Source organism: Streptomyces sp. SID1328, assembly GCF_009865595.1.
GTDB classification, from domain to species: Bacteria; Actinomycetota; Actinomycetes; order Streptomycetales; family Streptomycetaceae; genus Streptomyces; species Streptomyces griseoluteus.
On the sequence record NZ_WWKH01000437.1, the window covers coordinates 1 to 22,729 of the forward strand.

The 22,729-nt window shown below is 71.4% G+C and carries 19 protein-coding genes, 1 tRNA gene and 1 pseudogene; 4 read left to right on the top strand and 17 right to left on the bottom strand.

What is annotated here, in order from left to right; genetic code table 11:
• Positions 1-4 precede the first annotated feature (4 nt).
• The 7 genes from GT030_RS12980 to GT030_RS35640 all read right to left on the bottom strand — a co-directional run bounded on the left by GT030_RS12980 (position 5) and on the right by GT030_RS35640 (position 4,360).
• A tRNA-Ala gene (locus tag GT030_RS12980) sits at positions 5-77 on the bottom strand.
• Positions 78-183: 106 nt separating this feature from the next.
• Complete coding sequence (locus tag GT030_RS12985) at positions 184-852, bottom strand: histidine phosphatase family protein (RefSeq protein ID WP_161201243.1); 669 nt, start codon at positions 850-852, stop codon at positions 184-186.
• Positions 852-1,295 (bottom strand): ribosome silencing factor, encoded by a 444-nt coding sequence (gene rsfS / locus GT030_RS12990; RefSeq protein ID WP_161201244.1) that lies wholly within the window; start codon positions 1,293-1,295, stop codon positions 852-854. Before rsfS ends, GT030_RS12985 begins: the two co-directional genes overlap by 1 nt.
• Positions 1,296-1,455: 160 nt before the next feature.
• A complete protein-coding gene (locus GT030_RS12995; protein WP_161201245.1) occupies positions 1,456-3,153 on the bottom strand; it encodes an LCP family protein in 1,698 nt (565 codons plus the stop codon).
• A gap of 16 nt (positions 3,154-3,169) precedes the next feature.
• Entirely contained in the window at positions 3,170-3,832 is a 663-nt protein-coding gene (nadD, locus tag GT030_RS13000; protein WP_161201246.1) for a nicotinate-nucleotide adenylyltransferase, read from the bottom strand.
• 70 nt (positions 3,833-3,902) lie between these two features.
• Complete coding sequence (locus GT030_RS35635; RefSeq protein ID WP_202460032.1) at positions 3,903-4,067, bottom strand: hypothetical protein; 165 nt, start codon at positions 4,065-4,067, stop codon at positions 3,903-3,905.
• Between the two features lie 128 nt (positions 4,068-4,195).
• On the bottom strand, positions 4,196-4,360 hold the full coding sequence (locus GT030_RS35640) for a hypothetical protein (RefSeq protein WP_202460033.1): 165 nt from the start codon (positions 4,358-4,360) through the stop codon (positions 4,196-4,198).
• A gap of 101 nt (positions 4,361-4,461) precedes the next feature.
• Here GT030_RS35640 and GT030_RS13005 point away from each other — a divergent pair, with 101 nt between their 5' ends.
• Positions 4,462-5,550, top strand: coding sequence for a M48 family metallopeptidase (locus GT030_RS13005; protein ID WP_161201247.1), 1,089 nt, complete (start codon positions 4,462-4,464; stop codon positions 5,548-5,550).
• A gap of 10 nt (positions 5,551-5,560) precedes the next feature.
• Here the strand turns inward: GT030_RS13005 and GT030_RS13010 are convergent, their stop codons facing one another.
• From GT030_RS13010 to proB, 5 genes are all read right to left on the bottom strand, one after another.
• Positions 5,561-6,628 (bottom strand): hypothetical protein, encoded by a 1,068-nt coding sequence (locus tag GT030_RS13010; protein WP_161201248.1) that lies wholly within the window; start codon positions 6,626-6,628, stop codon positions 5,561-5,563.
• A gap of 89 nt (positions 6,629-6,717) precedes the next feature.
• Entirely contained in the window at positions 6,718-7,275 is a 558-nt protein-coding gene (locus tag GT030_RS13015; protein ID WP_161201249.1) for a hypothetical protein, read from the bottom strand.
• Positions 7,276-7,359: 84 nt separating this feature from the next.
• A complete protein-coding gene (locus tag GT030_RS13020) occupies positions 7,360-8,646 on the bottom strand; it encodes a glutamate-5-semialdehyde dehydrogenase (protein ID WP_161201250.1) in 1,287 nt (428 codons plus the stop codon).
• 73 nt (positions 8,647-8,719) lie between these two features.
• The gene (locus tag GT030_RS13025) at positions 8,720-9,145 is read right to left on the bottom strand and encodes a hypothetical protein (RefSeq protein WP_161201251.1); all 426 of its coding nucleotides are present in this window, start codon (positions 9,143-9,145) and stop codon (positions 8,720-8,722) included.
• A gap of 160 nt (positions 9,146-9,305) precedes the next feature.
• The gene (gene proB / locus GT030_RS13030) at positions 9,306-10,412 is read right to left on the bottom strand and encodes a glutamate 5-kinase (RefSeq protein WP_086692326.1); all 1,107 of its coding nucleotides are present in this window, start codon (positions 10,410-10,412) and stop codon (positions 9,306-9,308) included.
• A 165-nt stretch (positions 10,413-10,577) separates the two neighbouring features.
• Here proB and GT030_RS13035 point away from each other — a divergent pair, with 165 nt between their 5' ends.
• Positions 10,578-11,306, top strand: a complete 729-nt coding sequence (locus GT030_RS13035) for a L,D-transpeptidase family protein (protein WP_161201252.1) — start codon at positions 10,578-10,580, stop codon at positions 11,304-11,306.
• Between the two features lie 68 nt (positions 11,307-11,374).
• Here GT030_RS13035 and galE read toward each other — a convergent pair whose 3' ends face one another.
• Positions 11,375-12,346 (bottom strand): UDP-glucose 4-epimerase GalE, encoded by a 972-nt coding sequence (gene galE, locus GT030_RS13040; protein ID WP_161201253.1) that lies wholly within the window; start codon positions 12,344-12,346, stop codon positions 11,375-11,377.
• A 280-nt stretch (positions 12,347-12,626) separates the two neighbouring features.
• Between galE and GT030_RS13045 the strand changes: the two genes are divergently transcribed.
• Entirely contained in the window at positions 12,627-14,858 is a 2,232-nt protein-coding gene (locus tag GT030_RS13045) for a bifunctional glycosyltransferase family 2 protein/CDP-glycerol:glycerophosphate glycerophosphotransferase (RefSeq protein ID WP_161201254.1), read from the top strand.
• Positions 14,859-14,885: 27 nt separating this feature from the next.
• Positions 14,886-18,449, top strand: coding sequence for a bifunctional glycosyltransferase/CDP-glycerol:glycerophosphate glycerophosphotransferase (locus tag GT030_RS13050; protein ID WP_161201255.1), 3,564 nt, complete (start codon positions 14,886-14,888; stop codon positions 18,447-18,449).
• A 91-nt stretch (positions 18,450-18,540) separates the two neighbouring features.
• On the opposite strand, the gene GT030_RS13055 is transcribed toward GT030_RS13050, so the two are convergent.
• From GT030_RS13055 to GT030_RS13070, 4 genes and pseudogenes are all read right to left on the bottom strand, one after another.
• A complete protein-coding gene (locus tag GT030_RS13055; protein WP_346009628.1) occupies positions 18,541-20,601 on the bottom strand; it encodes a glycosyltransferase family 4 protein in 2,061 nt (686 codons plus the stop codon).
• A 214-nt stretch (positions 20,602-20,815) separates the two neighbouring features.
• Complete coding sequence (gene obgE / locus GT030_RS13060; RefSeq protein ID WP_161201256.1) at positions 20,816-22,261, bottom strand: GTPase ObgE; 1,446 nt, start codon at positions 22,259-22,261, stop codon at positions 20,816-20,818.
• Between the two features lie 127 nt (positions 22,262-22,388).
• The gene (gene rpmA, locus GT030_RS13065) at positions 22,389-22,643 is read right to left on the bottom strand and encodes a 50S ribosomal protein L27 (RefSeq protein ID WP_030815036.1); all 255 of its coding nucleotides are present in this window, start codon (positions 22,641-22,643) and stop codon (positions 22,389-22,391) included.
• Between the two features lie 14 nt (positions 22,644-22,657).
• Positions 22,658-22,729: pseudogene (locus GT030_RS13070) on the bottom strand (bL21 family ribosomal protein); the annotation flags it as partial.

Consider the following 22,729-nt stretch of genomic DNA (forward strand, 5'->3'; position numbering starts at 1 on the left):
TCTGTGGAGCTAAGGAGAATTGAACTCCTGACCTCCTGCATGCCATGCAGGCGCTCTACCAACTGAGCTATAGCCCCTCGTGTTCTTCCCGCTCCGCGGGCCGAACAAGAAGAACTTTAGCCTGTGACCTGCCGGAAAGTGAAATCCGGGTCCCGAGGCCCCGACCAGGGGCTTCGGCGCGGCTCAGTCGTCGTCGCCGAGGACCGGCTCGGGCAGACTGCCCGCGTTGTGCTCCAGCAGCCGCCAGCCGCAGGCGGCCTCGCCGAGCACCGACCAGCAGCAGTTGGTCAGGCCGCCGAGGCTCTCCCAGTGGTGCGACTCCAGGCCGAGCAGCCGGCCGATGGTCGTACGGATGGTGCCGCCGTGGCTGACCACCACGAGGGTGCCCTCCTCGGGCAGCTTCTCCGCGTGCCGCAGCACGACGGGGGCGGCCCGGTCGGCGACCTCGGTCTCCAGCTCGCCACCGCCGCGCCGGACCGGCTCGCCGCGCTTCCAGGCGGCGTAGTCGTCGCCGAACCTGGCGATGATCTCCTCGTGCGTCAGGCCCTGCCAGACGCCCGCGTAGGTCTCCCGCAGCGCCTCGTCGCGGACGACGTCGAGACCGGTCAGGGCGGCCAGCTCGTCGGCCGTGTCGGAGGCGCGCCTGAGGTCCGAGGCGATGATCGCGTCCGGCCGCAGCGAGGCGAGCTGCCGGGCGGCCCGGCGGGCCTGGGCGATGCCGGTCTCCGTCAGCTCGACGTCCGTGGTGCCCTGGAAGCGGCGTTCGACGTTCCACGCGGTCTGGCCGTGCCGCCACAGGATGATGCGGCGGCCCCGCCCGGTCCGGTCGGTCACCTCACCGGTGGCGCTCATCAGCGCTCCTGGCCGGGCTCGTCACCGGCCTCGTCCGCGTGCAGCTTGGCGTGCTCCTCGGCCTTGCCGCGGGTGGCGCGGGCCTCCTCGGGCAGCTCCAGCTCGGGGCAGTCCTTCCACAGGCGCTCCAGCGCGTAGAAGACGCGCTCCTCGCTGTGCTGGACGTGGACGACGATGTCGACGTAGTCCAGCAGGATCCAGCGGGACTCGCGGTCGCCCTCGCGGCGGACGGGCTTGGCGCCGCGCTCCTTGAGCAGGCGCTCCTCGATCTCGTCGACGATCGCCCGGACCTGGCGGCCGTTCGGGGCGGAGGCCAGCAGGAACGCGTCCGTGATCGACAGCACGTCGCTGACGTCGTAGGCGATGACGTCGTGGGCGAGCTTGTCGGCGGCCGCCTGGGCGGCGGTGTTGATGAGGTCGAGGGAACGGTCGGTGGCGGTCACTGTGCGGCTTTCGTTCGAGGACGGGGTGTGGTTCACGAAGACTCGGGGCGGGCCGGCCGGGCGCGGGGCGCTGTCCGGAGGCACCGGGACTTCAAGGGTCTCACGCGCGGCCGGGCCCACCCCACGTGTTCCGGTGCTCACGTGGGGTGTGCCGCGCCGGTCAGGAGGCGGCGGGCCGGTAGTCCTGGCCGAGGACGACGAGGACGTCGGCGCCGGAGGAGACGGCGCCCTTGGCCACCGCGCCGGCGGGCAGGCCCAGGGTCTTGGCGACCTCGGTGGCGTTCTGCTTGTCGGCGGCGTCGGAGTAGACCACCTCGGAGGCGGCGCGGGCCCCGGAGGCGGTGCCGCCCTCGATGAACCCGAAGCCGCCGCCGAGCAGGGTCACGCGGGCCTTGTCGGTGTCGTCCTTGGCGCCGGTGGCGTTCTGCACGGCGACCCGGACCGCGGAGCCGGCGTCGGGGCTCTTGGCGGTGCCGCCCAGGATGTTCTTGACCACGCTGTCACTGGTCCCGGCGGTCAGCGTGCCGTCGCTCTGCACCGGCAGGGGAACCGTCCGGTACTTCCCGTCCTTGGCGAGGTCGGCCAGCTTGGCGAGGAAGGTGCCGAGGTCCTTGTCGGTGAGCGGCGGGTCGAGGATCTGCGCGAGGGTCTGCACGGTGGTCGTCGCGGCCGAGGGGTCGGACGACAGCTTGCGCAGCGTGCCCTGCATGACCTCCCCGAACCGCTTGAGCTGGGCGTTCTCGGTCTCGCCGGGCCCCCGGTAGGTGGCGTAGGCGACGGCCGCCTTGCCGCTGAGGGTCTGCGCCCTGCCCTGGTGCACCAGCGGGGCGGCGCCCTTCTTCCCGGCGTCCGGGTCGGGCACGTCGGTGTCGGTGTCGATCTCGATGTTGCCGACCAGCTCCACGAGGTTCTGGAGGTAGGGGGTGTCCAGCCGCCAGGTGCCCTGGATGTCGGTGCCGAGCACGGTGTCGAGCTGGTCGCGGGTGCCGGAGGAGCCGTCGTCGTCCACCGACTTGGCGAGCGTGGTGGTGGTGCCCGAATCGTCGGTCAGGGCGAGGGAGTTGGGGAGCAGGACGGTGGTGCCGCGCTTGGTCGTGGTGTTGTCGACCAGCAGCACGGTGGAGGTGCCGCGCTTGCCGGTGTCGTGCAGGTGGACCACGATCACGTCGCGCTTCTGGGCGCCCGCGGCGACGGTGGTGCCACTCGCGGTGCCGGGTGAGGAGACACCGGGCAGCTTCCCGGCGTACCAGAGGTAGCCGACGCCGCCCGCCACGACCAGGGCGAGGACCACGCCGAGGGCGATGATCCGGCTGCGGGCGCGGCGGCGGGCCTCCTCGCGGCGCTCGGTGCGGTTCTCGGTGAACTTCAGCCAGTCGATGACGTCCTCGGACTCGCCGTCCGGCTCCTCGACGAACGCGAACTCCCCCTCCTCGCCCGCCTTTTGACTCTCGGCCGGGGGTGCCTGGGTCTTCGGGTCGTCATCGGGCTGCGGCTGCTGCGGGATGTACGCGGTCTGCTCGGTGACCCTCTGCTGCTGCCCGCTGGTCGCGGCCTGCCCGTAGGGGTCGTAGCCGGGGGCGGGGTCCTGCGTGCCGGTCCCGTACGGGTCGTAGGGGGCGGCTTGCGTCCCGTAGGGGTCGTAGCCGGGCGGTATGGGCTGTTGCCGACCGGTGTCGTAACCGCCCCGGGCGTAGCCCTGTTGCTGCCCGTAGGGGTCGTAGGTCTGCTGCTGTGGCGGCTGCTGACGGGACGGGACCTGCTGGTACACCGGGCGGCCGTAGTCGTCGTAGCCGACGATCTCGTACTGGTCCCCTCCGTAATTGTCGTCGCCGTACCCAGCTTCGTATCGGTCGTTCACCGGTGCCCCTCTCGGCTCACTCGCCGCGGTACAGCTCGCGTTTGTCGATGTAGCGGACGACCCCGTCCGGGACCATGTACCAGATGGGGTCCCCCTTGGCGACTCTCGCCCGGCACTCGGTGGAGGAGATGGCCAGCGCGGGCACCTCGACCAGGGAGACCCCGCCCGCGGGCAGGCCGGCGTCGGTCAGCTGGTGGCCGGGGCGGGTGACGCCGACGAAGTGGGCCAGGGAGAAGAGTTCCGCCGAGTCGCGCCAGGTGAGCAACTGGGCGAGGGCGTCGGCACCGGTGATGAAGAACAGGTCGGTGTCGGGGTTGAGGGCGCGCAGGTCGCGCAGGGTGTCCACGGTGTAGGTGGGGCCGCCGCGGTCGATGTCGATGCGGCTGACGGAGAACTGCGGGTTCTCGGCGGTGGCGATGACCGTCATCAGGTAGCGGTCCTCGGCCGGAGAGACGTTTCGGTGCGACTTCTGCCAGGGCTGCCCGGTGGGCACGAACACCACCTCGTCCAGCCGGAACCGGGCGGCGACCTCACTGGCCGCCACGAGGTGCCCGTGGTGGATCGGGTCGAAGGTGCCGCCCATGACGCCGAGCCTGCGCCGGCCCGTGCGGGCGGGGCCGTGGTCCGCCGAGTCCCGTGCCGGATCGTCAACGGTGCCCTCCGCCGGACCGGTAGGCATGTCCTGCTCTCCCATGCGTGCAGACCCTACCGGCCCGGCCTGCGGCTTCTCGCCGGGGACCGGCCGGGCTTCAGCGGTCGCGGTTGAAGCGGGTGGTGATCCACAGCAGGAGCAGCAGGATGAACAGGGCGCCGCCGCCGGTGAGGGCGGGGTTCAGGCTGTCGTGGTTGCCGCCGTGCTCTGCGCCCTCGGCGGCGAGAGTGACCAACTGGGCAGCGGTGCTGTGGAGGCTCATCTTCGGCGTGACCTATCGCGTGTGGGCGGGATAAAGACGTCTGCCCATCGTAAGCGGGCACCCCCTCGACGATCACGCCGACTCCGGCAAAGGGGCGTGCGGGGCCCGGGGGGAACCTCCAAGAGGCGTCAGTCGTCCTTCTGCTTGTAGCCGCGCAGGAGGAACCAGCCGGTCAGCGCGCAGCCCACGACCATCACGATCAGCACGATCCGGAGCAGGTCGCCCGGCCCCTGCTGCTGGGCGGCGCTCGACGCGGCCTCGGTCAGCCAGGCGGCTGCGGGGTGGTGCTCCATGACATGGCTCCTTTGAGGGTGCTGCCCGTCCACGGTATCTCCGCCTAGGCTGGGCCCGGTCCGGGGGGCGCAGCGGGTTATCCGAGACGCAGGGGGAAGACATGTCCGACGACCGCCACGAGCAGGCCGGCCACGAGCGGGTGCCGGGCCGGCACCGCAGCCGCTTTCCGGGTATCTCCTCGCGCGCGTACGAGCATCCGGCCGACCGCTCCGCCCTCGTGGCGCTGCGCAGACTGACCGGATTCGACACGGTGTTCAAGGCGCTGAGCGGGCTGCTGCCGGAGCGGAGCCTGAAGCTGCTGTTCCTGTCCGACTCGGTGCGGGTCTCCGACCGCCAGTTCACTCACCTCAGCGACATGCTGCGGGACGCCTGCTACATCCTCGACCTGGACAGGGTCCCGGCGATGTACGTCACGCAGGACCCGAAGCCGAACGCGATGTGCATCGGCCTGGACGAGCCGGTCATCGTGGTGACCACCGGCCTGGTGGAGCTGCTGGACGAGGAGGAGATGCGGGCGGTCGTCGGCCACGAGGTGGGCCACGCCCTGTCCGGCCACTCCGTGTACCGCACGGTGCTGCTGTTCCTGACCTCGCTGGCGCTGAAGGTGGCGTGGATTCCGCTGGGCAATGTGGCGATCATGGCGATCGTGACGGCGCTGCGGGAGTGGTTCCGCAAGTCCGAGCTGTCGGCCGACCGGGCCGGGCTGCTGGTGGGCCAGGACCTCAGGGCGTCGATGCGCGGCCTGATGAAGATCGCGGGCGGCAACCACCTGCACGAGATGAACGTGGACGCGTTCCTGGAGCAGGCCGAGGAGTACGAGGCCGGGGGCGACCTGAGGGACTCGGTGCTGAAGATCCTGAACGTGCTGCCCCGCTCGCACCCCTTCACCACGATCCGGGCGGCCGAGCTGAAGAAGTGGGCCGACTCCCGCGACTTCCAGCGGATCATGGACGGTCACTACCCGCGCCGCGAGGAGGACAAGGACGCCCGCGTCGGCGAGTCCTTCCGCCAGTCCGCCGCGAGCTATGCCGACGAGGTGCGCACCAGCAAGGACCCGCTGATGAAGCTGGTCTCGGACCTCGCGGACGGCGCGGGCGGCCTGGGCGGCCGGGTGAAGCGGGGATTCAACGGCTTCACCGGGCAGCCCCCGAAGGACGGTCCCGCCGACGGCGCCCCCGCGGGGGGCTGAGCACCCGCGCTCACCCGCGCGGCTGGGCGGTGTCGGCGAGCGTGCCGCACAGGGCGGGGGCGCCGGTCCCGTAGGGGTCGGTGCCGGGCGGTCCGCCCGCCTTGGCACGCTCGCCGGCCAGCAGCGGCCGGAGATAGGCGCCGGTGTCCGCGGCGCAGGAGAGCGGGCCCGCCTCGGCGCTGGAGACGGTCAGCCGGGTCTGGCCGATGCGCAGGGTGTCGCGGTCGAAGCGGAAGGTCAGCTCGCGGCGCACGGTGAACAGCGACACCGGGGTCTTCCCCTCGGTGCCGGCCGCGCGCACGGCGTAGACGAAGGTGCCGTCGGCCACGACCTGGAGGGTGGCCGCGTCGGTCTCGGTCACCCTCAGGGCGCCGCGGGTGCGGATGTCGTCGTCGGCGAGGGCGGTACGGGAGGGGTCGAAGCGGACCATCCAGCCGGTGGGCGCGTGCCTGCCGTCGGCCGCCGGGGCGTCCATGCTCCGGTCGAACTGGTCGAGCTGGTCGGCGGCGATCAGGGCCCGTACGGGGCGGACCTGGCGGCCGGTGAGCACGGCGGGGTCGAGCGCGGAGTGCAGGACGTACTTGCGGGCGGTGTCGAGGGCCGCGAGTACCTGGCTGTCGGAGAAGTGCGCGGTGGGCTGGGAGGGGGGCAGCGGAATCCCGGCGAGGCCCACCGCGAACCGGGCCGCGGGGCTGCGGGCGTACAGCGTCCGGGCATCGGGGGCGCCGGGCACCGGGCCGCGCGGGGCGAGGGGGACGACGCTCATGCGCAGCGGCTCGGTGGACCTCTTCACGGGTGCTGCGCCGTACGGGTGGCGGAAGCCCATGAAGACGGCGGTGCCGAAGGCCACGGCGAGCAGCAGCAGGAGCACCATGGCCTGCCGGGGGACGCCCCGGCGCAGGGGCGGGCGGCGGCGTACGGCGGGGGCGTGGTCGCTGACGCGTTCGCGGGCGGAGGATTCCTGGAGGCGGGCAGCACGGACGAACGACTCGTCGAACACGACGGATCGGTACTCGTCCTCGGCACCGCCGGGGGCGCCCTCGGGTGTGCCCTCCGGTGGGTCTCCAGGCCCGCCCATACCTTCAGGGTAGGTCGCGGCGGGCTCGGGTAAACGCGCTGGTACGCGACAACTTCTGACAGGTTCCCACCAAAAACGCCGGGCGGGCGTCAGGGGGCGGGCGGGATCGCGGAGACGGCCGGCCGGGACTGCTCGGCGGTGGGGGAGGGCACGGCCGCGCCGTCCCGGCCGAGGCCGGTGGAGGCGGGCGCGGGTACCTGGTCCCGGCTGCCCGAGGAGGTGCCCCGGTAGACGGCGGCGAAGGCCAGCGCGACCATGCCGACGCCCATCACCACGGCGAGCAGCCAGGCCACGGGCCGGTGCCAGCGCAGGCCCGCCAGGGGGCCCTCGTGGCCGTCGTGGGCGTAACCGCCGTCGAGGTCGTCGTCGAGGTCGTGGCCGAAACCGCTGCCCTCGGGGCCGTAACCCTCGTCGTAGGGGTCGGCGGGGGCGTGGGTGCGGCGGGCGTCGGTCTCGGACGCCTCGGCTCTTGCCTCGGCGGCGGCGAGGAGGCGCTCCACGGCGGTGGGCTCGTGGACGGTGGCGGCGGCGACGAAGGCCGCGTCGAACACCACGGAGGCGAACTCTTCGTCCGACATTCCGCGGTCGTGGTCGTCGTCGGGCTCCCAGCCGTCAGGGAACGGCGTGCCCCCCACGTCCTCCGGCACGGGTCCAGAGTAGACCTGGGGGGTCAATTTGGGCAGACGGTATGGAAATTCGTCCGCCCTCCCGTGGCCTTCCGGTGAAGGTGCTCAGGGGCGTACGTGGCCGTCGCCGGTGACGATGTACTTGGTGCTGGTCAGCTCCGGAAGGCCCATGGGGCCACGGGCGTGCAGCTTCTGGGTGGAGATGCCGATCTCCGCGCCGAAACCGAACTGGCCGCCGTCGGTGAAGCGGGTGGAGGCGTTCACGGCGACCGTGGTGGAGTCCACCAGTCGGGTGAAGCGCCGGGCCGCCTGCTGACTGGTGGTGACGATCGCCTCGGTGTGGCCGGAGCTCCACAGCCGGATGTGCTCGACGGCCTTGTCCAGGGAGTCGACCACGGCGGCGGCGATGTCGTACGACAGGTACTCGGTCTCCCAGTCCTCCGGCACGGCCTCCACCACGGTCGCCCTGGTGCCCTCGGCGTGGGCCAGGACGCGCGGGTCGGCGTGCACGGTGACCCCGGCCTCGGCGAGCGCGTCCAGGGCGCGGGGCAGGAAGGCGGCGGCGATGTCCTGGTGGACCAGGAGGGTCTCGGCGGCGTTGCAGACGCTGACCCGCTGGGCCTTGGAGTTGACCAGGATGTCGATCGCCATGTCGATGTCGGCGTCGGCGTCCACGTAGACGTGGCAGTTGCCGGTGCCGGTCTCGATGACGGGGACGGTGGACTCGCCGACCACGGTCCGGATCAGGGAGGCGCCGCCGCGCGGGATGAGCACGTCGACCAGGCCGCGGGCGCGCATCAGCTCGCGGACGCTCTCCCGGCTCTCCCCCGGCACGAGCTGGACGGCGTCGGCGGGCAGCCCGGCGCCGCCCACGGCGTCCCGGATCACCCCGACCAGGGCCGTGTTGGATTCGTAGGCGGAGGCGGAGCCGCGCAGCAGGACGGCGTTGCCGGACTTCAGGCAGAGCGCGGCGGCGTCGACGGTGACGTTGGGCCGGGCCTCGTAGATGATGCCGACGACGCCCAGCGGGACGCGGACCTGGCGCAGGTCGATGCCGTTGGGCAGGGTGTTGCCCCGGACGATCTCGCCGACCGGGTCGGGCAGCTTCGCCACGTCGCGCACGTCGGCGGCGATGGCCCGGACCCGCTCCGGGGTGAGGGTGAGCCGGTCCACGACGGACTCGCTGGTGCCGTTCTCCCGCGCCCTGGCCACGTCACGGGCGTTGGCGGCCACGATCTCGGCGGTGCGGACCTCCAGCGCGTCCGCGACGGCGAGCAGCGCGTCGTCCTTGTCGGCGCGCGGCAGCGGCGCGAGGTCGGCGGCGGCCGCCTTGGCCCGGTAGGCGGCCCGGGTGACCGGCGAGAGGGAGTCGTACGGGGAGAGCGTGGTCATGGGGGAAGGGTAGTGCGCGGCCTTGGGCCCTCAGGGGCCGTCCCGTACCGCGAGACGGGGCGGAAGGAGCCCGTCAGAACGGGTGGACCCCTACGGGGGTGGCCGGTGCGGGCCCGTAGCCCTCGGCGAGGCGCTGGTGGTAGGTCTCGCGGTCGATGACCTCCAGGCCGACGATCTCCCAGGGCGGCAGCCCGGCGGTCTGCCGGTGCTCACCCCACAGCCGCAGCGCGACGGCGGCCGCGTCGTGCAGGTCGCGGGCCTCCTCCCAGTACCGGATCTCCGCGTGGTCGCCGGCGTATCTGCTGGTCAGGAGGAAGGGATGGTCGTGCGCGAGCTGCTCCAGGGCCCGCCGCAGGTCCTGTACGGGGACGCGCTCCCCGGAGACGCTGAGGGTGACGTGCCACAGGCGGGGCAGGTCCTTGGGCTCCTCGTAGGTGTCCCCGGCCGCGACGCTCGTCAGAGCACCGCGGGACGCCGCCCCGGGACGGACTCGTCTCACGACGGCCTCCTTCACGCATGGCCCCTTGACGGAGCGTGTCCCTTCAACACGCCCCCGCCTCAAAGTTGAGCAGGCCGCAGGGCTCCGCGTGGCGGTTTTACGGAACGTCCCCCACCGGGGTCGTCGGGCGTGCCGGGCTCTTCCGGCGCCGGGCCGGCGGTCAGGGGTGCAGGAGTACCAGGTCGTCCCGGTGGACGACCTCGCGTTCGTAGGCTGGGCCCAGCTCGCGTGCCAGCTCGCGGGTCGAACGCCCGAGCAGTTGGGGCAGCTCCCTGGCGTCGAAGTTCACCAGCCCCCGCGCCACCGCGTGCCCCGCCCGGTCCCGCAGCTCCACCGGGTCCCCGGCGCTGAACTCGCCGGTGACGGCGGCGATCCCGGCCGGCAGCAGGGAGCTGTGCCGCTCGACCACCGCCCGCACCGCGCCGTCGTCCAGGGTGAGGGAGCCCTGCGGGGTGGAGGCGTGCTGGAGCCAGAGCAGCCGGCCCGCCGAGCGCTTGCCGGTGGGGTGGAAGCAGGTGCCGGTGTCGCCGCCCGCGAGGGCGTCGGCGGCGTGCACGGCGTTGGTGAGCACCACGGGGATGCCCGCGGCGGCCGCGATCCGGGCGGCCTCGACCTTGGTGACCATGCCCCCGGTGCCGACGCCCGCCTTGCCCGCGCTGCCGATCTCGACCCCGTCGAGGTCGGCCGGGCCGCGCACCTCGGCGATGCGGGAGGTGCCCGGGCGGGCGGGGTCGCCGTCGTAGACGCCGTCGATGTCGGAGAGGAGGACCAGCAGGTCGGCGTGGACGAGGTGGGCGACGAGGGCGGCGAGGCGGTCGTTGTCGCCGAAGCGGATCTCGTCGGTGGCGACGGTGTCGTTCTCGTTGACGACCGGGAAGGCGCCCATCGCCAGCAGCTTGTCCAGGGTGCGGGAGGCGTTGCGGTGGTGGGCGCGGCGGCTCATGTCGTCGCTGGTGAGCAGGACTTGGCCGACGCGGACGCCGTAGCGGGCGAAGGAGGCGGTGTACCGGGCGACCAGCAGGCCCTGGCCGACGCTGGCGGCGGCCTGCTGGCGGGCGAGGTCCTTGGGTCGGCGGTCCAGGCCGAGCGGGGCGAGTCCGGCGGCGATGGCGCCCGAGGAGACCAGCACGATCTCCTTCTCCCCGCCGCCGCGCACCTTCGCCAGTACGTCGACCAGCGCGTCCACGCGGTCCGCGTCGAGCCCGCCGGCGGCGGTGGTCAGCGAGGAGGACCCCACCTTGACGACGATCCGCCGGGCGTCGCCCACGGTCTGCCTTGCGCTTGCCACCTTGCCCGCTGTCCTCTCGCCCGGTCCGTGTGCCCGCAATCTACGGGAATGCCGGTGGCCGGTGCATACGGGTTTCAGCAGGCGGACGGCGGTGCGGTGAAGGTACGGCGTGCGGACGGAGCACGTTCTGCGACCATGGAGCCCATGCGAAAAGGCGGTGCGGTGCGAGCGGTTGCGGCTGCGGTGGGCGGGGCGTTGCTCGTCCTCGGGGCGACGGGGTGCGGGGGTCCTCAGAAGAAGGACCCGGCTTCCGCGCGGGCCCAGGACGACAGAAAGGCCCCGGAGGCCGACCTGAAGCGGGTGCCCGGCGTCGGTGACCGGCTGTGGAAGCGCGTGCCCGAGGAGTCCCGGCAGGTGCTGGTCGTCTCCGGCGAGGCGCGGAACTCGGCCGACTCGCACGCGGCGCTGTACACGAAGCAGGGGTCGACCTGGACGCGGGAGCGCGCCTGGGACACCCACAACGGCCGCAAGGGCTGGACGACCAACCACCACGAGGGCGATCTGCGCAGCCCGGTCGGGGTGTTCACCCTCAGCGACGCCGGCGGGGTGCTGGCCCAGCCGGGGGCCAGGCTGCCCTACACCGAGTCGGCCGCCTTCCAGGCACCGCGCTACTGGAAGAAGTCGTACTGGCACGACTTCGACCTGGTCATCGCCATCGACTACAACCGCGTCAAGGGCACCCCGCCCAACGACCAGACGCGCCCGCAGGGGCAGTCCAAGGGCGGCGGAATCTGGCTGCACATGGACCACGGCAGCGGTACGTCGGCGTGCGTGAGCCAGTCGAAGGCCGACATGGAGTACCTGCTGCGCACGCTGGACCCGAAGCAGCATCCGGTCGTGGTGATGGGCGACGCGGCGGACCTGAAGGTGTGAACCCGCAGGTGTGAACACGGTGAAGCGCCGGTGCGCAGGACCGCACCGGCGCTTCTCGCCGTCCGGGATCAGCCGTGGCGGTGGCGCCAGCCCTGCCAGGCGGAGTCGATCATCTCGTCCAGGCCGTGCCGGGCCGTCCAGCCCAGCTCGGCGTGGATGCGGTCGGCGGCGGCCACCACGCGGGCGGGGTCGCCGGCGCGGCGCTCGGTGACCTCGGGGGTGACGTGCTCGTTGCCGGTGGTCTTGAGGATGCGGTCCACCATCTCGCGGACCGAACTGCCCTCACCGCGGCCGATGTTGAGGACCAGCGAGGTGCCCTCGGGGGCCTCGCGCAGCCGGACGGCGGCGGCCTGGTGGGCGGAGGCGATGTCCTGGACGTGGATGTAGTCCCGTACGCAGGTGCCGTCCTCGGTGGCGTAGTCGTCGCCGAAGATGCGGGGGGCCTCGGACGCCTCCAGGCGCTCGAAGACCATGGGGATGAGGTTGAACACACCCTCGTCGGAGAGTTCGGGCGCGGCCGCTCCGGCCACGTTGAAGTAGCGCAGGCTGACGGCGCGCAGGCCGTGGGCGCGGGCGGCGGCCGCGATGAGCCACTCACCGACGAGCTTGGTCTCCCCGTAGGGGCTCATCGGGGCGCACGGGGTGTCCTCGGTCACGAGGTCGACGTCGGGCATGCCGTAGACCGCGGCGGAGGAGGAGAAGACGATCCGCTCCACCCCGGTGGCCGTCATGGCGGCGAGCAGGGTCTGCAGGCCCGTCACGTTCTCGCGGTAGTAGTGGAGCGGGCGCTCGACCGACTCCCCCACCTGCTTCTTGGCGGCGATGTGCACCACGCCGGTCACGCCGTGCTCGCGCAGGCTGTTCTCGAGCAGTTCCTGGTCCAGCACGCTGCCCACGACCAGCGGAACCCCGGCGGGAACCCGGTCGGCACTGCCCGTCGACAGGTCGTCGTACACGACGACGCTCTCGCCGCCCGCCGTCATCGCGCGCACCACGTGCGAGCCGATGTACCCGGCGCCTCCCGTGATCAGCCAGCTCATTCCAGGGCCTCCTCGAAGTTCCTTACCGGCAGCAGACTCCTTGATGGTCCGGGGAAAATCGAATCCGACATCCCGTGACGGACATTCCGAAAGGGGACGTGAGTGGAGATATGAGATGGACCACCTCGCCCGTCGGAAAGGAGCGATTCGCGCTGCGGGAGCGTCCTTGTACTCTGTGGCGGCGGCACGATTGGGCCCGTCGGCGGACAGAGTTCACTCAGAGTTCACTCCGGTCCCGGCCCACACTCACGTGATCGGTTCTCGGAACAGGTTGTAAAGGATGCCCAAACTCTCTCTCGTCGTCCCTGCGTACAAGGTGCAGGCGTACCTCGCGGAGTGCCTCGACTCGATCCTCGAACAGGATTTTCCGGACTTCGAGGTCATCGCCGTCGACGACTGTTCCCCGGATGCCTCGGGCGCCATTCTGGACGAGTACGCCGAGCGTGACCCCCGTATTCACGTGATTCACCTCACGGAGAACGTGGGCCTCGGCCGTGCGCGCAACGCGGGCATGGAAAAGGCGACGGGCGAGTACCTCCTGTTCCTCGACAGCGACGACACCCTCACCGAGGGCGCGCTGCGGGCGATAGCCGGGCGGCTCGAGGCCGCCGGTGACCCGGAGATACTCGTGTACGACTACGCGCGCAGCTACTGGGACGGCAGGGTCCGCCCGAACATGCGCGCCGCCCTGCTCCGCCCCGACGGCCCGGAGTCCTTCCCGCTGTCCGAGCGTCCGCAGCTGCTGGACCTGCTCCAGATCGTCTGGAACAAGGCCTACCGCCGCGACTTCGTCCTCCGCATGGGCCTGAGCTTCCCGCCCGGCTACTACGAGGACGCCCCCTGGACGTTCTGCTCGATGATCAGCGCCGAGCACATCGCCCTGCTGGACCGGGTCTGCGTGATGTACCGCCAGCGCCGCGAGGGCGGCAACATCCTGAAGACGGTCAGCCGCAAGCACTTCGACGTCTTCGACCAGTACGGGCGCATCTTCGGCTTCCTGGACGCGCACCCCGAACTCGACCAGTGGCGCGGACCGTTGTTCCGCAAGATGGTCGACCACTACCTGACCGTCCTCACCAAGCCCGGCCGGCTGCCGCAGAACGCGCGGGCCGAGTTCTTCCGCCGCGCCTCCGCCGACTACCGCGCGCGCCTGCCCCAGGGCTTCGCCCGGCCCGGCGGCAACCTCGGCCACAAGTACGCGATGCTGGAGCGGGGTTCGTATCTCACGATGGCGAGCGCGCTGGGCGCGGTGAAGCTCCGCCAGGCGGTGCGCCGCCGGGCCCTCACCACCCTGAACCAGTCCAAGCGCAACGCGATGGGCGTGTTCTACCAGTCGCAGCTCAAGCTGCCGCTGGACGAGAACCTGGCGCTGTTCTCCGCCTACTGGAGCCGCAGCGTCTCCTGCAACCCCGCCGCCATCGACGCCGAACTCGCCCGGCTGGCACCGCAGGTGCGCCGGGTGTGGGCGGTCCAGGCGGACGCGGTGGACCGGGTGCCGGCCGGACACGAGTTCGTGCGGGTCGGCTCGCGCGAGTACTGGTCGGTGCTGGCCCGCGCCAAGTACCTCGTGAACAACGTGAACTTCGCGGACAGCGTGGTCAAGCGCGAGGGCCAGATCCACCTCCAGACCCACCACGGCACCCCGCTGAAGACCATGGGCCTGGACCAGCGCAAGTACCCGGCGTCCACCAACATGAGCTTCGACAAGCTCCTGGAGCGCTGCGACCGCTGGGACTTCAGCCTCAGCTCCAACCGGTTCTCCACCACGGTGTGGGAGCGGGTCTATCCCTGCTCGTACGTCTCGCTGGAGACCGGCTACCCGCGCAACGACATCCTCGTCAACGCCACCGCTGAGGACGTCCGCCGGGCCCGCGCCTCACTCGAACTCGCCGACGGCACGCGGGCGTTCCTCTACATGCCGACCCACCGCGAGTACCAGGCCGGCTTCACCCCCAGCCTCGACCTGGTCCGGCTCGCCGACGAACTCGGCCCGGACGTCACGCTGATGGTGCGCGGCCACTACTTCTACGGCAGCTCCCCGCACGTGGAGGAGCTGCGCCGCAGCGGCCGTATCGTCGACGTCTCGGGGCACCCGCGCGTGGAGGAGCTGTACCTCGCCGCGGACGCCCTGATCACGGACTACTCCTCCGCGATGTTCGACTACGCGGTGCTGGACCGGCCGGTCATCATCTACGCCTCCGACTGGGACATCTACTCGGCGGTGCGCGGCACCTACTTCAACCTGATGGAGGAGCCGCCCGGCGCGGTGGCCACCTCGCAGGCGGAGCTGATCAGGCTCCTCGAATCGGGCGAGTACGACGGGCCGGAGGCGGCCCGCTACCGTGACCGGTTCCGCAGGCGCTACTGCGAATTCGACGACGGCCACGCGGCCGAGCGGGTGGTGCGCCGGGTCTTCCTCGGCGAGGAGGACATGCTGCCCCTCGTCCCGTTCGCCGACCGTCACCACGCACCGACTCCCCCGCAGGCGCTCGAACCGCTCGAGCGGGCCTGACCACTCATGAGGAGAGACAACCCGACCATGGCCCCTCGGCTCAGTGTGATCGTTCCCATCTACAACGTGGAGCGCTACCTGCCCGCCTGCCTCGACTCGCTGGCGGCGCAGACCTTCCAGGACCTCGAGGTCCTGATGGTCGACGACGGTTCGCCCGACGACTCGGCCGCGATAGCCGCCGAGTACGCGGCCCGCGACGAGCGGTTCCACCTCATCCGCAAGGAGAACGCCGGTCTCGGCGCGGCCCGCAACACGGGCATCGCGCACATGTCCGCCGACGCGGAGTACCTGACCTTCGTCGACAGTGACGACGTCATCCCGCCGGACGCCTACCGGCTGATGGTGAGCAGCCTCGACGAGACCGGCTCGGACTTCGCCACCGGCAACGTCTTCCACCTCAAGGGCGAGCGCTCCTGGCAGGTGCCGCTGCTGAGGATGCTGGCCGGCGAGGCCCGCAAGCGCACCCACATCTCGAAGATCCCGAAGCTGGTCGCCGACCGCATCGCCTGCAACAAGGTCTTCCGCCGGACCTTCTGGGAGGGCCAGGGCTTCTCCTTCCCCGAGGGCATCCTGCACGAGGACATCCCGGTGGTGCTCCCGGCGCACTACAAGGCCGAAGCGGTCGACATCATCGGCGAGCCGACCTACTACTGGCGGCTGCGCGAGGGCGAGTCGGCCCCGTCGATCACCCAGCGCCGCCGGGAGCCGCAGGCCATCCGCGACCGGGTCACCGCGGTCAGCATGGTCAGCGACTACCTCGCCCAGCAGCCCGGCGCCGAGTTCGCCGAGTACAAGCGCCAGTACGACGACCGCGTGCTCCGCGACGACCTGCGCCTGTTCCTGCGGGTCGTGCCGGACGCGACCGCCGAGTTCCACGAGGCGTTCCTGGAGGCGACCAACCGCTTCCTCGACACCATCGACCCGAAGATCGTCATGGCGCTGCCGACGGACCTGCGCGTCCAGTGGCTGCTGGTGCGCAAGCACGCCATGCCCGAGCTGATCGCCCTGCTGGCCTCCCAGCGCCGCAAGGACCCGGTCGAGGTCTCCGGCACCTTCCGCAAGTACGCCAGCTTCCGCACGCTGGAGGAGAGCGGCTTCGAGCTGCCCAAGGCGGCGCTGCGCATCGACGGCGACCTCGGTCTGCGCGCCCCGCTGCGCGCGGCGACCTGGCGCAACGGCAAGCTGTTGCTGTCCGGTGACGCCTACATCGACAAGATCGACATGTCGGCGAAGCGGAGCAGCCTGAAGGTCCTCCAGCTCAAGAGGTCCGGATCGCGCCAGCGCATGTTCCTCCCCGCGAAGAACGTCTACCGCCCGGAGACAACCACCGACTCCGGCCAGAAGCGCTACAACTACGACTGGGCCGGCTGGGAGCTGGAGCTGGACCCGGCCAAGCTGCGCAAGGGCGGCGCCTGGCGCGAGGGCCTGTGGCACGTCGGCATCAACGTCTACGCCTCCGGCCTGGTGCGCCGCAGCGCGGTGTGGGCGCGCGGCGGCTCGGCGGCCAACTTCGCGCCGTACCAGTGGCTCGACGACGACTTTAGGATGCTGCCGGTCGTGGAGCGCGGCGCGCTCAAGCTGCGCGTGGAGAAGGTGCGCGCGCTGATCACCGACCGCCGGCTCACCGCGGACTCGGTCGAGATCGACGGCGAGCTGCGCACCGACCTGAAGTCCGGCGAGACGCTCTCGCTGCGGCTGACCAACGCCAAGAGCGGCGAGGTCCGCTGGTACCCGATCGACGTCGGCCGGACGGGGGCCCGCACCACGTTCCAGAGCCGGGTGCCGCTGGCCGACGTGGTGCTGCTGGCCAGCGAGGACGTCGACGACCACGCCCAGCCCGAGCGCCGGCTGTGGAGTGTCGCGCTGCTGGCCAAGTCCCCGGACGGAACGCAGCGCCAGTTCGGCAGTGTCATGCGCGACGGCCTCGCGGACCTCTCCGCCGACGTGCCCGAGTCCTTCGGCGCGGCCGGTGCCAACCGCGAGGTCGCCCTGATCTCCGGCAACAACGGCTATCTGAAGATCGTCGGCCGGGTTCGCCGCGCTGTGCTGACCTCGGTCGCCGTCCGGGAAGGCAGGATCGCCGTCGGCGGCCGCGCCTCGCGCGAGCTGATCGGCTCCGAGCTGGTGCTCAAGGCCAGCAACCGCTTCGACGAGCGCAAGGCGTCGGTGGACTGGGCGGACGACGGCACCTTCACCGTCTCCTTCGACCCGTCCGTGATGGGCGGCTCCGGCGGGGTCCCGCTGAAGGCCGGCCGCTGGAACCTGCTGCTGCGCAGCGAGAACGAGAGCGTGCCGGACGCCGAGTTCGTCATCGACCGGCTCGCCTCCGCGCAGTTCCCGCTCCACACCGAACTGGGCGGCCGCCGCTACTGGTTCGAGAGCCGCTGGGGCGACTTCCCGCAGCTCAACTGCCGCTCGGAGCTGACCGACCTGGAGCGCGGCCCGTACCGCATGCTCCAGTTGCGCCGCGAGGTGTACGAGCCGGGCCGCGAGCAGCCGCTGCGCGACCAGGTGTTCTTCCTCAGCTACAACGGCAAGCAGTACTCGGACAGCCCGCGTGCCATGCACGAGGAACTGCTGCGCCGGGGCAGCGACATGAAGTTCCTGTGGGCCGTGCGCGACGGCCAGGTGGTCCTGCCGCCCACCGCCGAGAAGGTCCGCATGTGGGGCCGGGAGTGGTTCGAGGCGCTGGCCACCTCGCGCTACATCGTCACCAACGGGCACCTGCCCGAGTGGGTGGAGCGCCGCCCCGGCCAGGTCATCGTGCAGACCTGGCACGGCACCATGCTGAAGAAGATCGGTCACGACATCGAGACCCTCTACTTCGACCGCGAGTACCAGAACCGGCTGGCGCTGGAGGCGAAGAACTGGAGCCTGCTGGTCTCCTCCAACCGCTTCTCCACGCCGATCCTCAAGCGCGCCTTCTCCTACGACGGTGAGATCCAGGAGGCGGGTTACCCCCGCAACGACTACCTGTACTCCCCGGACAAGGACAAGATCGCGGCCAAGGTCCGGGAGTCGCTGGGCATCCCGAAGGACAAGAAGGTCGTGCTGTACGCGCCGACCTGGCGCGACGACCAGTCGCACAGCGCCGGCCAGTATCTGTTCGACCTGCGGATCGACCTGGAGGACGCGCGCCGCCGCCTCGGCGACGACCATGTGCTGCTGATCCGCCGCCACTCCAACGTGGTCGACGCGGTGCCCGGCGCGGGCAACGGCTTCGTCTTCGACGCCTCGGAGTACCCGGACATCGCCGACCTGTACCTGGCGGCGGACATCATGATCACCGACTACTCGTCCGTGATGTTCGACTACGCCCACCTCAAGCGGCCGATGCTCTTCTTCACGTACGACCTGGAGCACTACCGCGACAAGCTGCGCGGGTTCTACTTCGACTTCGAGAAGGACTCGCCCGGCCCGCTGATCGACAACTCCGAGGACCTGGTGAGCGCGATCCGCGACATCGACACGGTGTCCGCGGAGTACCAGGAGCGGTTCGACCGCTTCCACCACCTGTTCTGCGACCTGGACGACGGCCACGCCTCGGCGCGGGTCGTGGACCGGATGCTGGAGCAGGCCAAGGAGATCTGAGCCGGAGACCGAAAAGGGGCCGGGCCCGGAGGGAATGTCCTCCGGGCCCGGCCCCTTTGCCGTCCCGCTGTGCCCTGTCGTCCCGGTGGGCTCAGAGGCGGACGGTCTTCACCGCGAACTGGCCGGTCAGGGTGAAGTAGGGCCGCAGTTCGGTCTCCCGGCGGCGGACCTCCCGCTTCGGTCGCGGGGCCGGCTTCAGCACCCGCCTGGCCTCCCTCAGGGCACGCTCGCCCAGGGAGAAGGAGCGCTCCTGGAGGGCGCCGGCCACGGCCTCCTCGGTGACGAGCACGGGCCTCGGCAGCACGAACACGTCGATCGGGCTGAGCACGTCGGTGGCCAGCTTCGCCAGCGCCACCCGCTCGGCACCGGCCGCCGGGCGCACCCAGAAGTCCCAGACGATCTCCGAGCCCGTCCCGCCGGTGTGCTCCTCCGCCAGGGCCGCGCAGTCCACGACGGCGGTGACGGTGCCGTCCCCCGCGTCCTGGAGCGGGAAGGCCAGCACGCGCTTCTTGTCGCGCCGGTGCACCGCCTCCAGCACCGCGCCCTCGCCGGCCTCCGCGCCCCACAGGCCCGCCCGCAGCCGCAGGGTCCGCTCGTCGACCTCGACGGGCCCGGCCTCGGCGTGCGTCGCGCGCAGCACGCTGCGCACCCGCAGCCGGCCCTCCTGGTCCCGGTGGGGCAGCAGCAGCGCGAGCGACGGGCCCTCGGTGCGGGGCAGTCCGACCGCGAGGAGGTCCCGCGTGTCACAGCCGTAGCCGTCGGCGAAGAGCGGCACCTCGGCGCCCGCCGGGGCGGCCAGGGCCAACTGCCAGGTGCCCTGCGGGAGTCCGCCGTCCCAGGGCACGAGCGCGTCGCCGCCGGGGGTCAGCGCGAACCGGCGCTCCTCGGGGGCCTTGCCCTCCTTGCGCAGCACCAGCTCGGCGCCCTCGGCACTCGCGGGCAGCGGGCCCACGGCGATGTGCAGGCTCCCCCGGTCGTCGGCCCGTACGGTGGCGTCACGGGGCAGCTCCTTGCGGGCGTACGCCTGCGCGAGGATCTCCTCGAACCGCTCCCGGCTCGCCGTCTCCTGGAACCGCTCGGCGCCGGTCACCGCGGCCTCGGCCATCTTCAGCCGCAGCTCGTCGTCCCGGACCAGCCGCAGGATGGCCTCCGCCATGGCGTCCACGTCGCCGCACGGCACGATCAGGCCGTCCTCGCCGTCGGTGAGGATGTTGCGCGGGCCGTGGTCGGCGTCCGTGCTGACGACCGGCAGCCCCGCCGCCATGGCCTCCACGACGACGTTGCCGAACGCCTCCCGCTTGGAAGGGAGCACGAAGAGCGAGCCCTTGCCGAACTCGGGGGTCACCGGCGTGGCCGGGCCCATCAGCAACACATGGCTGGACAGCCCGAGTTCATGGATACGGGCCCGCAGGCGGGCCTTCTCGGCGCCGCTGCCGTAGATCCGCAGCGTCCAGTCCGGGGCCTCGGCGTGCACCTGCGCGAACGCCTCGACGAGCAGCGCGTGGTTCTTGTTGTCGGTGAGATGGCCGGCGGAGATGACGACCTTGTTGGTGCCGCGCGAGCGGACCGGCGCGGCCGGCACGCAGTTGGGCATCACCGCGAGCCGGTCGCGGACGCCGGGCACCTGCCCGGCGATGCTGTCGGTCTCCTCGGGGGTGAGCGCGGTCAGCGCGTCCAGGTGGAGGTAGGCGGGGAAGAGCTTCTTCTTCACGTCGTCGGCGTAGATGAGCGGCATCGAGTGCTCCTGGGCGACCCGCAGAAAGCCCCCCTGGGCGTGCGCCAGCAGCACGGTGATGCGCGGGTTGGAGCTGACCACCACGTCGGCGTCGGTGGTGGCGAGGTACTCCAGCAGCCGCAGTTCGGCCAGCCGGCTGACCACCGGCTTCTTCGCCCCGGCGTTCGGCGGGTAGACCAGCGTGAACCGGTCTGCCAGCGGATCGTCCACGTCCGAGACGGGCGAGTGCGGGCGCAGGTCGGTCAGTGCCCGTACCGTCACCCGCGGGTCCAGCGGGAAGTATGACTCGTCGCGAACCTTGCGCAGCGCGACGATCTCCACCTCGTGCCTCTCGGCGAGCGCCCCGGCGAGGTTCTGGGTCGCGCTCACCACCCCGCCCATGTGGCAGAGGTCGCGGACCAGGAATGCGATCTTCACTGTGTGCTCTTCCCCCATGGCGCGTGAGCGCCTCCCATGTTCCAAGTCTGGTGACTAGACGGGGGGATGCGGTAAAAGGTTGTTCGCCAAGAGGCCATATGTCGGTCACCTGCCCTCACCGGGCGTAACGCGAAGGCCGGGGGCGGCGCCGGAAACCCTCTTGAGAGGGGGTTTCCGGCGCCGCCTTCCCGGCCCAGTGGCTGACTTTCGCGTCCTAGAAGGGCTCGAAGTCGTCGAACTCCTTCTGCGCCTCGTCGCGTTCGGCCTGGCGGTCCCTGCGGCGCTGGGCCGCCGGGCGCTCCTCCTCGAAGCGGTGGTCCTCGCCTCGGCGGCCGAGCATCTCGGCGCCGGCGGTGACGGTGGGCTCCCAGTCGAAGACGACCGCGTTCTCCTCGGGGCCGATGGCGACGCCGTCGCCCGCGCGGGCGCCCGCCTTCGTCAGCCGGTCCTCGACGCCGAGGCGGTTGAGGCGGTCGGCGAGGTAGCCGACGGCCTCGTCGTTGTTGAAGTCGGTCTGGCGCACCCAGCGCTCCGGCTTCTCGCCGCGCACCCGGTACAACGGCTCGCCGTCCAGCTCCTCGCGGGTGACGGTGAAGCCCGCGTCGTCCACGGCCTTGGGCCGGATGACGATGCGCGTCGCCTCCTCCTGCGGCTTGGCGGCACGCGCCTGGCCGACCAGGTCACCGAGGGCGAAGGTCAGCTCGCGCAGACCGGTGTGGGCCACCGCGGAGACCTCGAAGACACGGTAGCCGCGCGCCTCCAGGTCGGGGCGGACCATCTCGGCGAGGTCCTTGCCGTCGGGCACGTCGATCTTGTTGAGGACGACGACGCGGGGCCGGTCCTCCAGACCGCCGTAACTGCGCAGCTCCTCCTCGATGATGTCGAGGTCGGAGAGCGGGTCGCGGTCGGACTCCAGCGTGGCGGTGTCCAGCACGTGCACCAGCACCGAGCAGCGCTCCACGTGACGCAGGAACTCAAGTCCCAGGCCCTTGCCCTGGCTGGCGCCGGGGATGAGACCGGGCACGTCGGCGATGGTGTAGACGGTCGAACCGGCGGTCACCACACCGAGGTTGGGGACCAGGGTGGTGAAGGGGTAGTCCGCGATCTTCGGCTTGGCGGCGCTGAGCACCGAGATCAGCGAGGACTTGCCCGCGCTCGGGTAGCCGACCAGGGCCACGTCGGCGACGGTCTTCAGCTCCAGGACCACGTCCTGGAGGTCACCGGGCTCGCCGAGCAGCGCGAAGCCGGGGGCCTTGCGGCGGGCGCTGGCGAGCGCCGCGTTGCCGAGGCCGCCCCGGCCGCCCTGCGCGGCGACGTAGGAGGTGCCGTGGCCGATGAGGTCGGCCAGCACATTGCCGGCCTTGTCCAGGACGACCGTGCCGTCGGGGACGGGGAGGACCAGGTCCTGGCCCTCCTTGCCGGAGCGGTGCCCGCCCTCGCCGGGCTTGCCGTTGGTGGCCTTGCGGTGCGGGGAGTGGTGGTAGTCGAGCAGCGTGGTCACGGACTGGTCGACGGTCAGGATGACGTCGCCGCCCCGCCCGCCGTTGCCGCCGTCGGGACCGCCGAGCGGCTTGAACTTCTCACGGTGGACGGAGGCACAGCCGTGGCCTCCGTTACCCGCGGCGACATGCAGTTCGACGCGGTCCACGAAGGTGGTCATGGTTCGGTGCCTCCAGAAAAGTACGGGTAATACCTATGTCAACACGCGAAAGGCGGACCCGCCTTCCCGACCGGGAAGTGAGGTCCGCCTCGCGCAGCTTTTACGCTCGCGGCCGTGAATCAGGGATTCAGGCGACCGGAACGATGTTCACGACCTTGCGGCCGCGGTGGGTGCCGAACTCCACCGCACCGGGCTGGAGGGCGAACAGCGTGTCGTCGCCGCCACGGCCGACGCCGGCGCCGGGGTGGAAGTGGGTGCCGCGCTGGCGGATGAGGATCTCACCAGCGCTGACGACCTGACCGCCGAAGCGCTTCACGCCGAGCCGCTGGGCATTGGAGTCGCGACCGTTCCGGGTGGACGATGCGCCCTTCTTGTGTGCCATGTCTTCTCAGTCCCTTACTTCGCAGCCGCGGGGATCTCAGTGACCTTGATCGCCGTGTACTGCTGGCGGTGGCCCTGACGACGGCG

Excerpts from the sequence above, each read along its gene's own strand:
- GT030_RS12985 (WP_161201243.1), bottom strand. The coding sequence starts at position 852 with ATGAGCGCCACCGGTGAGGTGACCGACCGGACCGGGCGGGGCCGCCGC.
- nadD (WP_161201246.1), bottom strand. The coding sequence starts at position 3,832 with ATGCCTACCGGTCCGGCGGAGGGCACCGTTGACGATCCGGCACGGGAC.
- GT030_RS35635 (WP_202460032.1), bottom strand. The coding sequence starts at position 4,067 with ATGAGCCTCCACAGCACCGCTGCCCAGTTGGTCACTCTCGCCGCCGAG.
- GT030_RS35640 (WP_202460033.1), bottom strand. The coding sequence starts at position 4,360 with ATGGAGCACCACCCCGCAGCCGCCTGGCTGACCGAGGCCGCGTCGAGC.
- GT030_RS13005 (WP_161201247.1), top strand. The coding sequence starts at position 4,462 with ATGTCCGACGACCGCCACGAGCAGGCCGGCCACGAGCGGGTGCCGGGC.
- GT030_RS13010 (WP_161201248.1), bottom strand. The coding sequence starts at position 6,628 with ATGGGCGGGCCTGGAGACCCACCGGAGGGCACACCCGAGGGCGCCCCC.
- GT030_RS13020 (WP_161201250.1), bottom strand. The coding sequence starts at position 8,646 with ATGACCACGCTCTCCCCGTACGACTCCCTCTCGCCGGTCACCCGGGCC.
- GT030_RS13035 (WP_161201252.1), top strand. The coding sequence starts at position 10,578 with ATGCGAAAAGGCGGTGCGGTGCGAGCGGTTGCGGCTGCGGTGGGCGGG.
- galE (WP_161201253.1), bottom strand. The coding sequence starts at position 12,346 with ATGAGCTGGCTGATCACGGGAGGCGCCGGGTACATCGGCTCGCACGTG.
- GT030_RS13045 (WP_161201254.1), top strand. The coding sequence starts at position 12,627 with ATGCCCAAACTCTCTCTCGTCGTCCCTGCGTACAAGGTGCAGGCGTAC.
- GT030_RS13050 (WP_161201255.1), top strand. The coding sequence starts at position 14,886 with ATGGCCCCTCGGCTCAGTGTGATCGTTCCCATCTACAACGTGGAGCGC.
- obgE (WP_161201256.1), bottom strand. The coding sequence starts at position 22,261 with ATGACCACCTTCGTGGACCGCGTCGAACTGCATGTCGCCGCGGGTAAC.
- rpmA (WP_030815036.1), bottom strand. The coding sequence starts at position 22,643 with ATGGCACACAAGAAGGGCGCATCGTCCACCCGGAACGGTCGCGACTCC.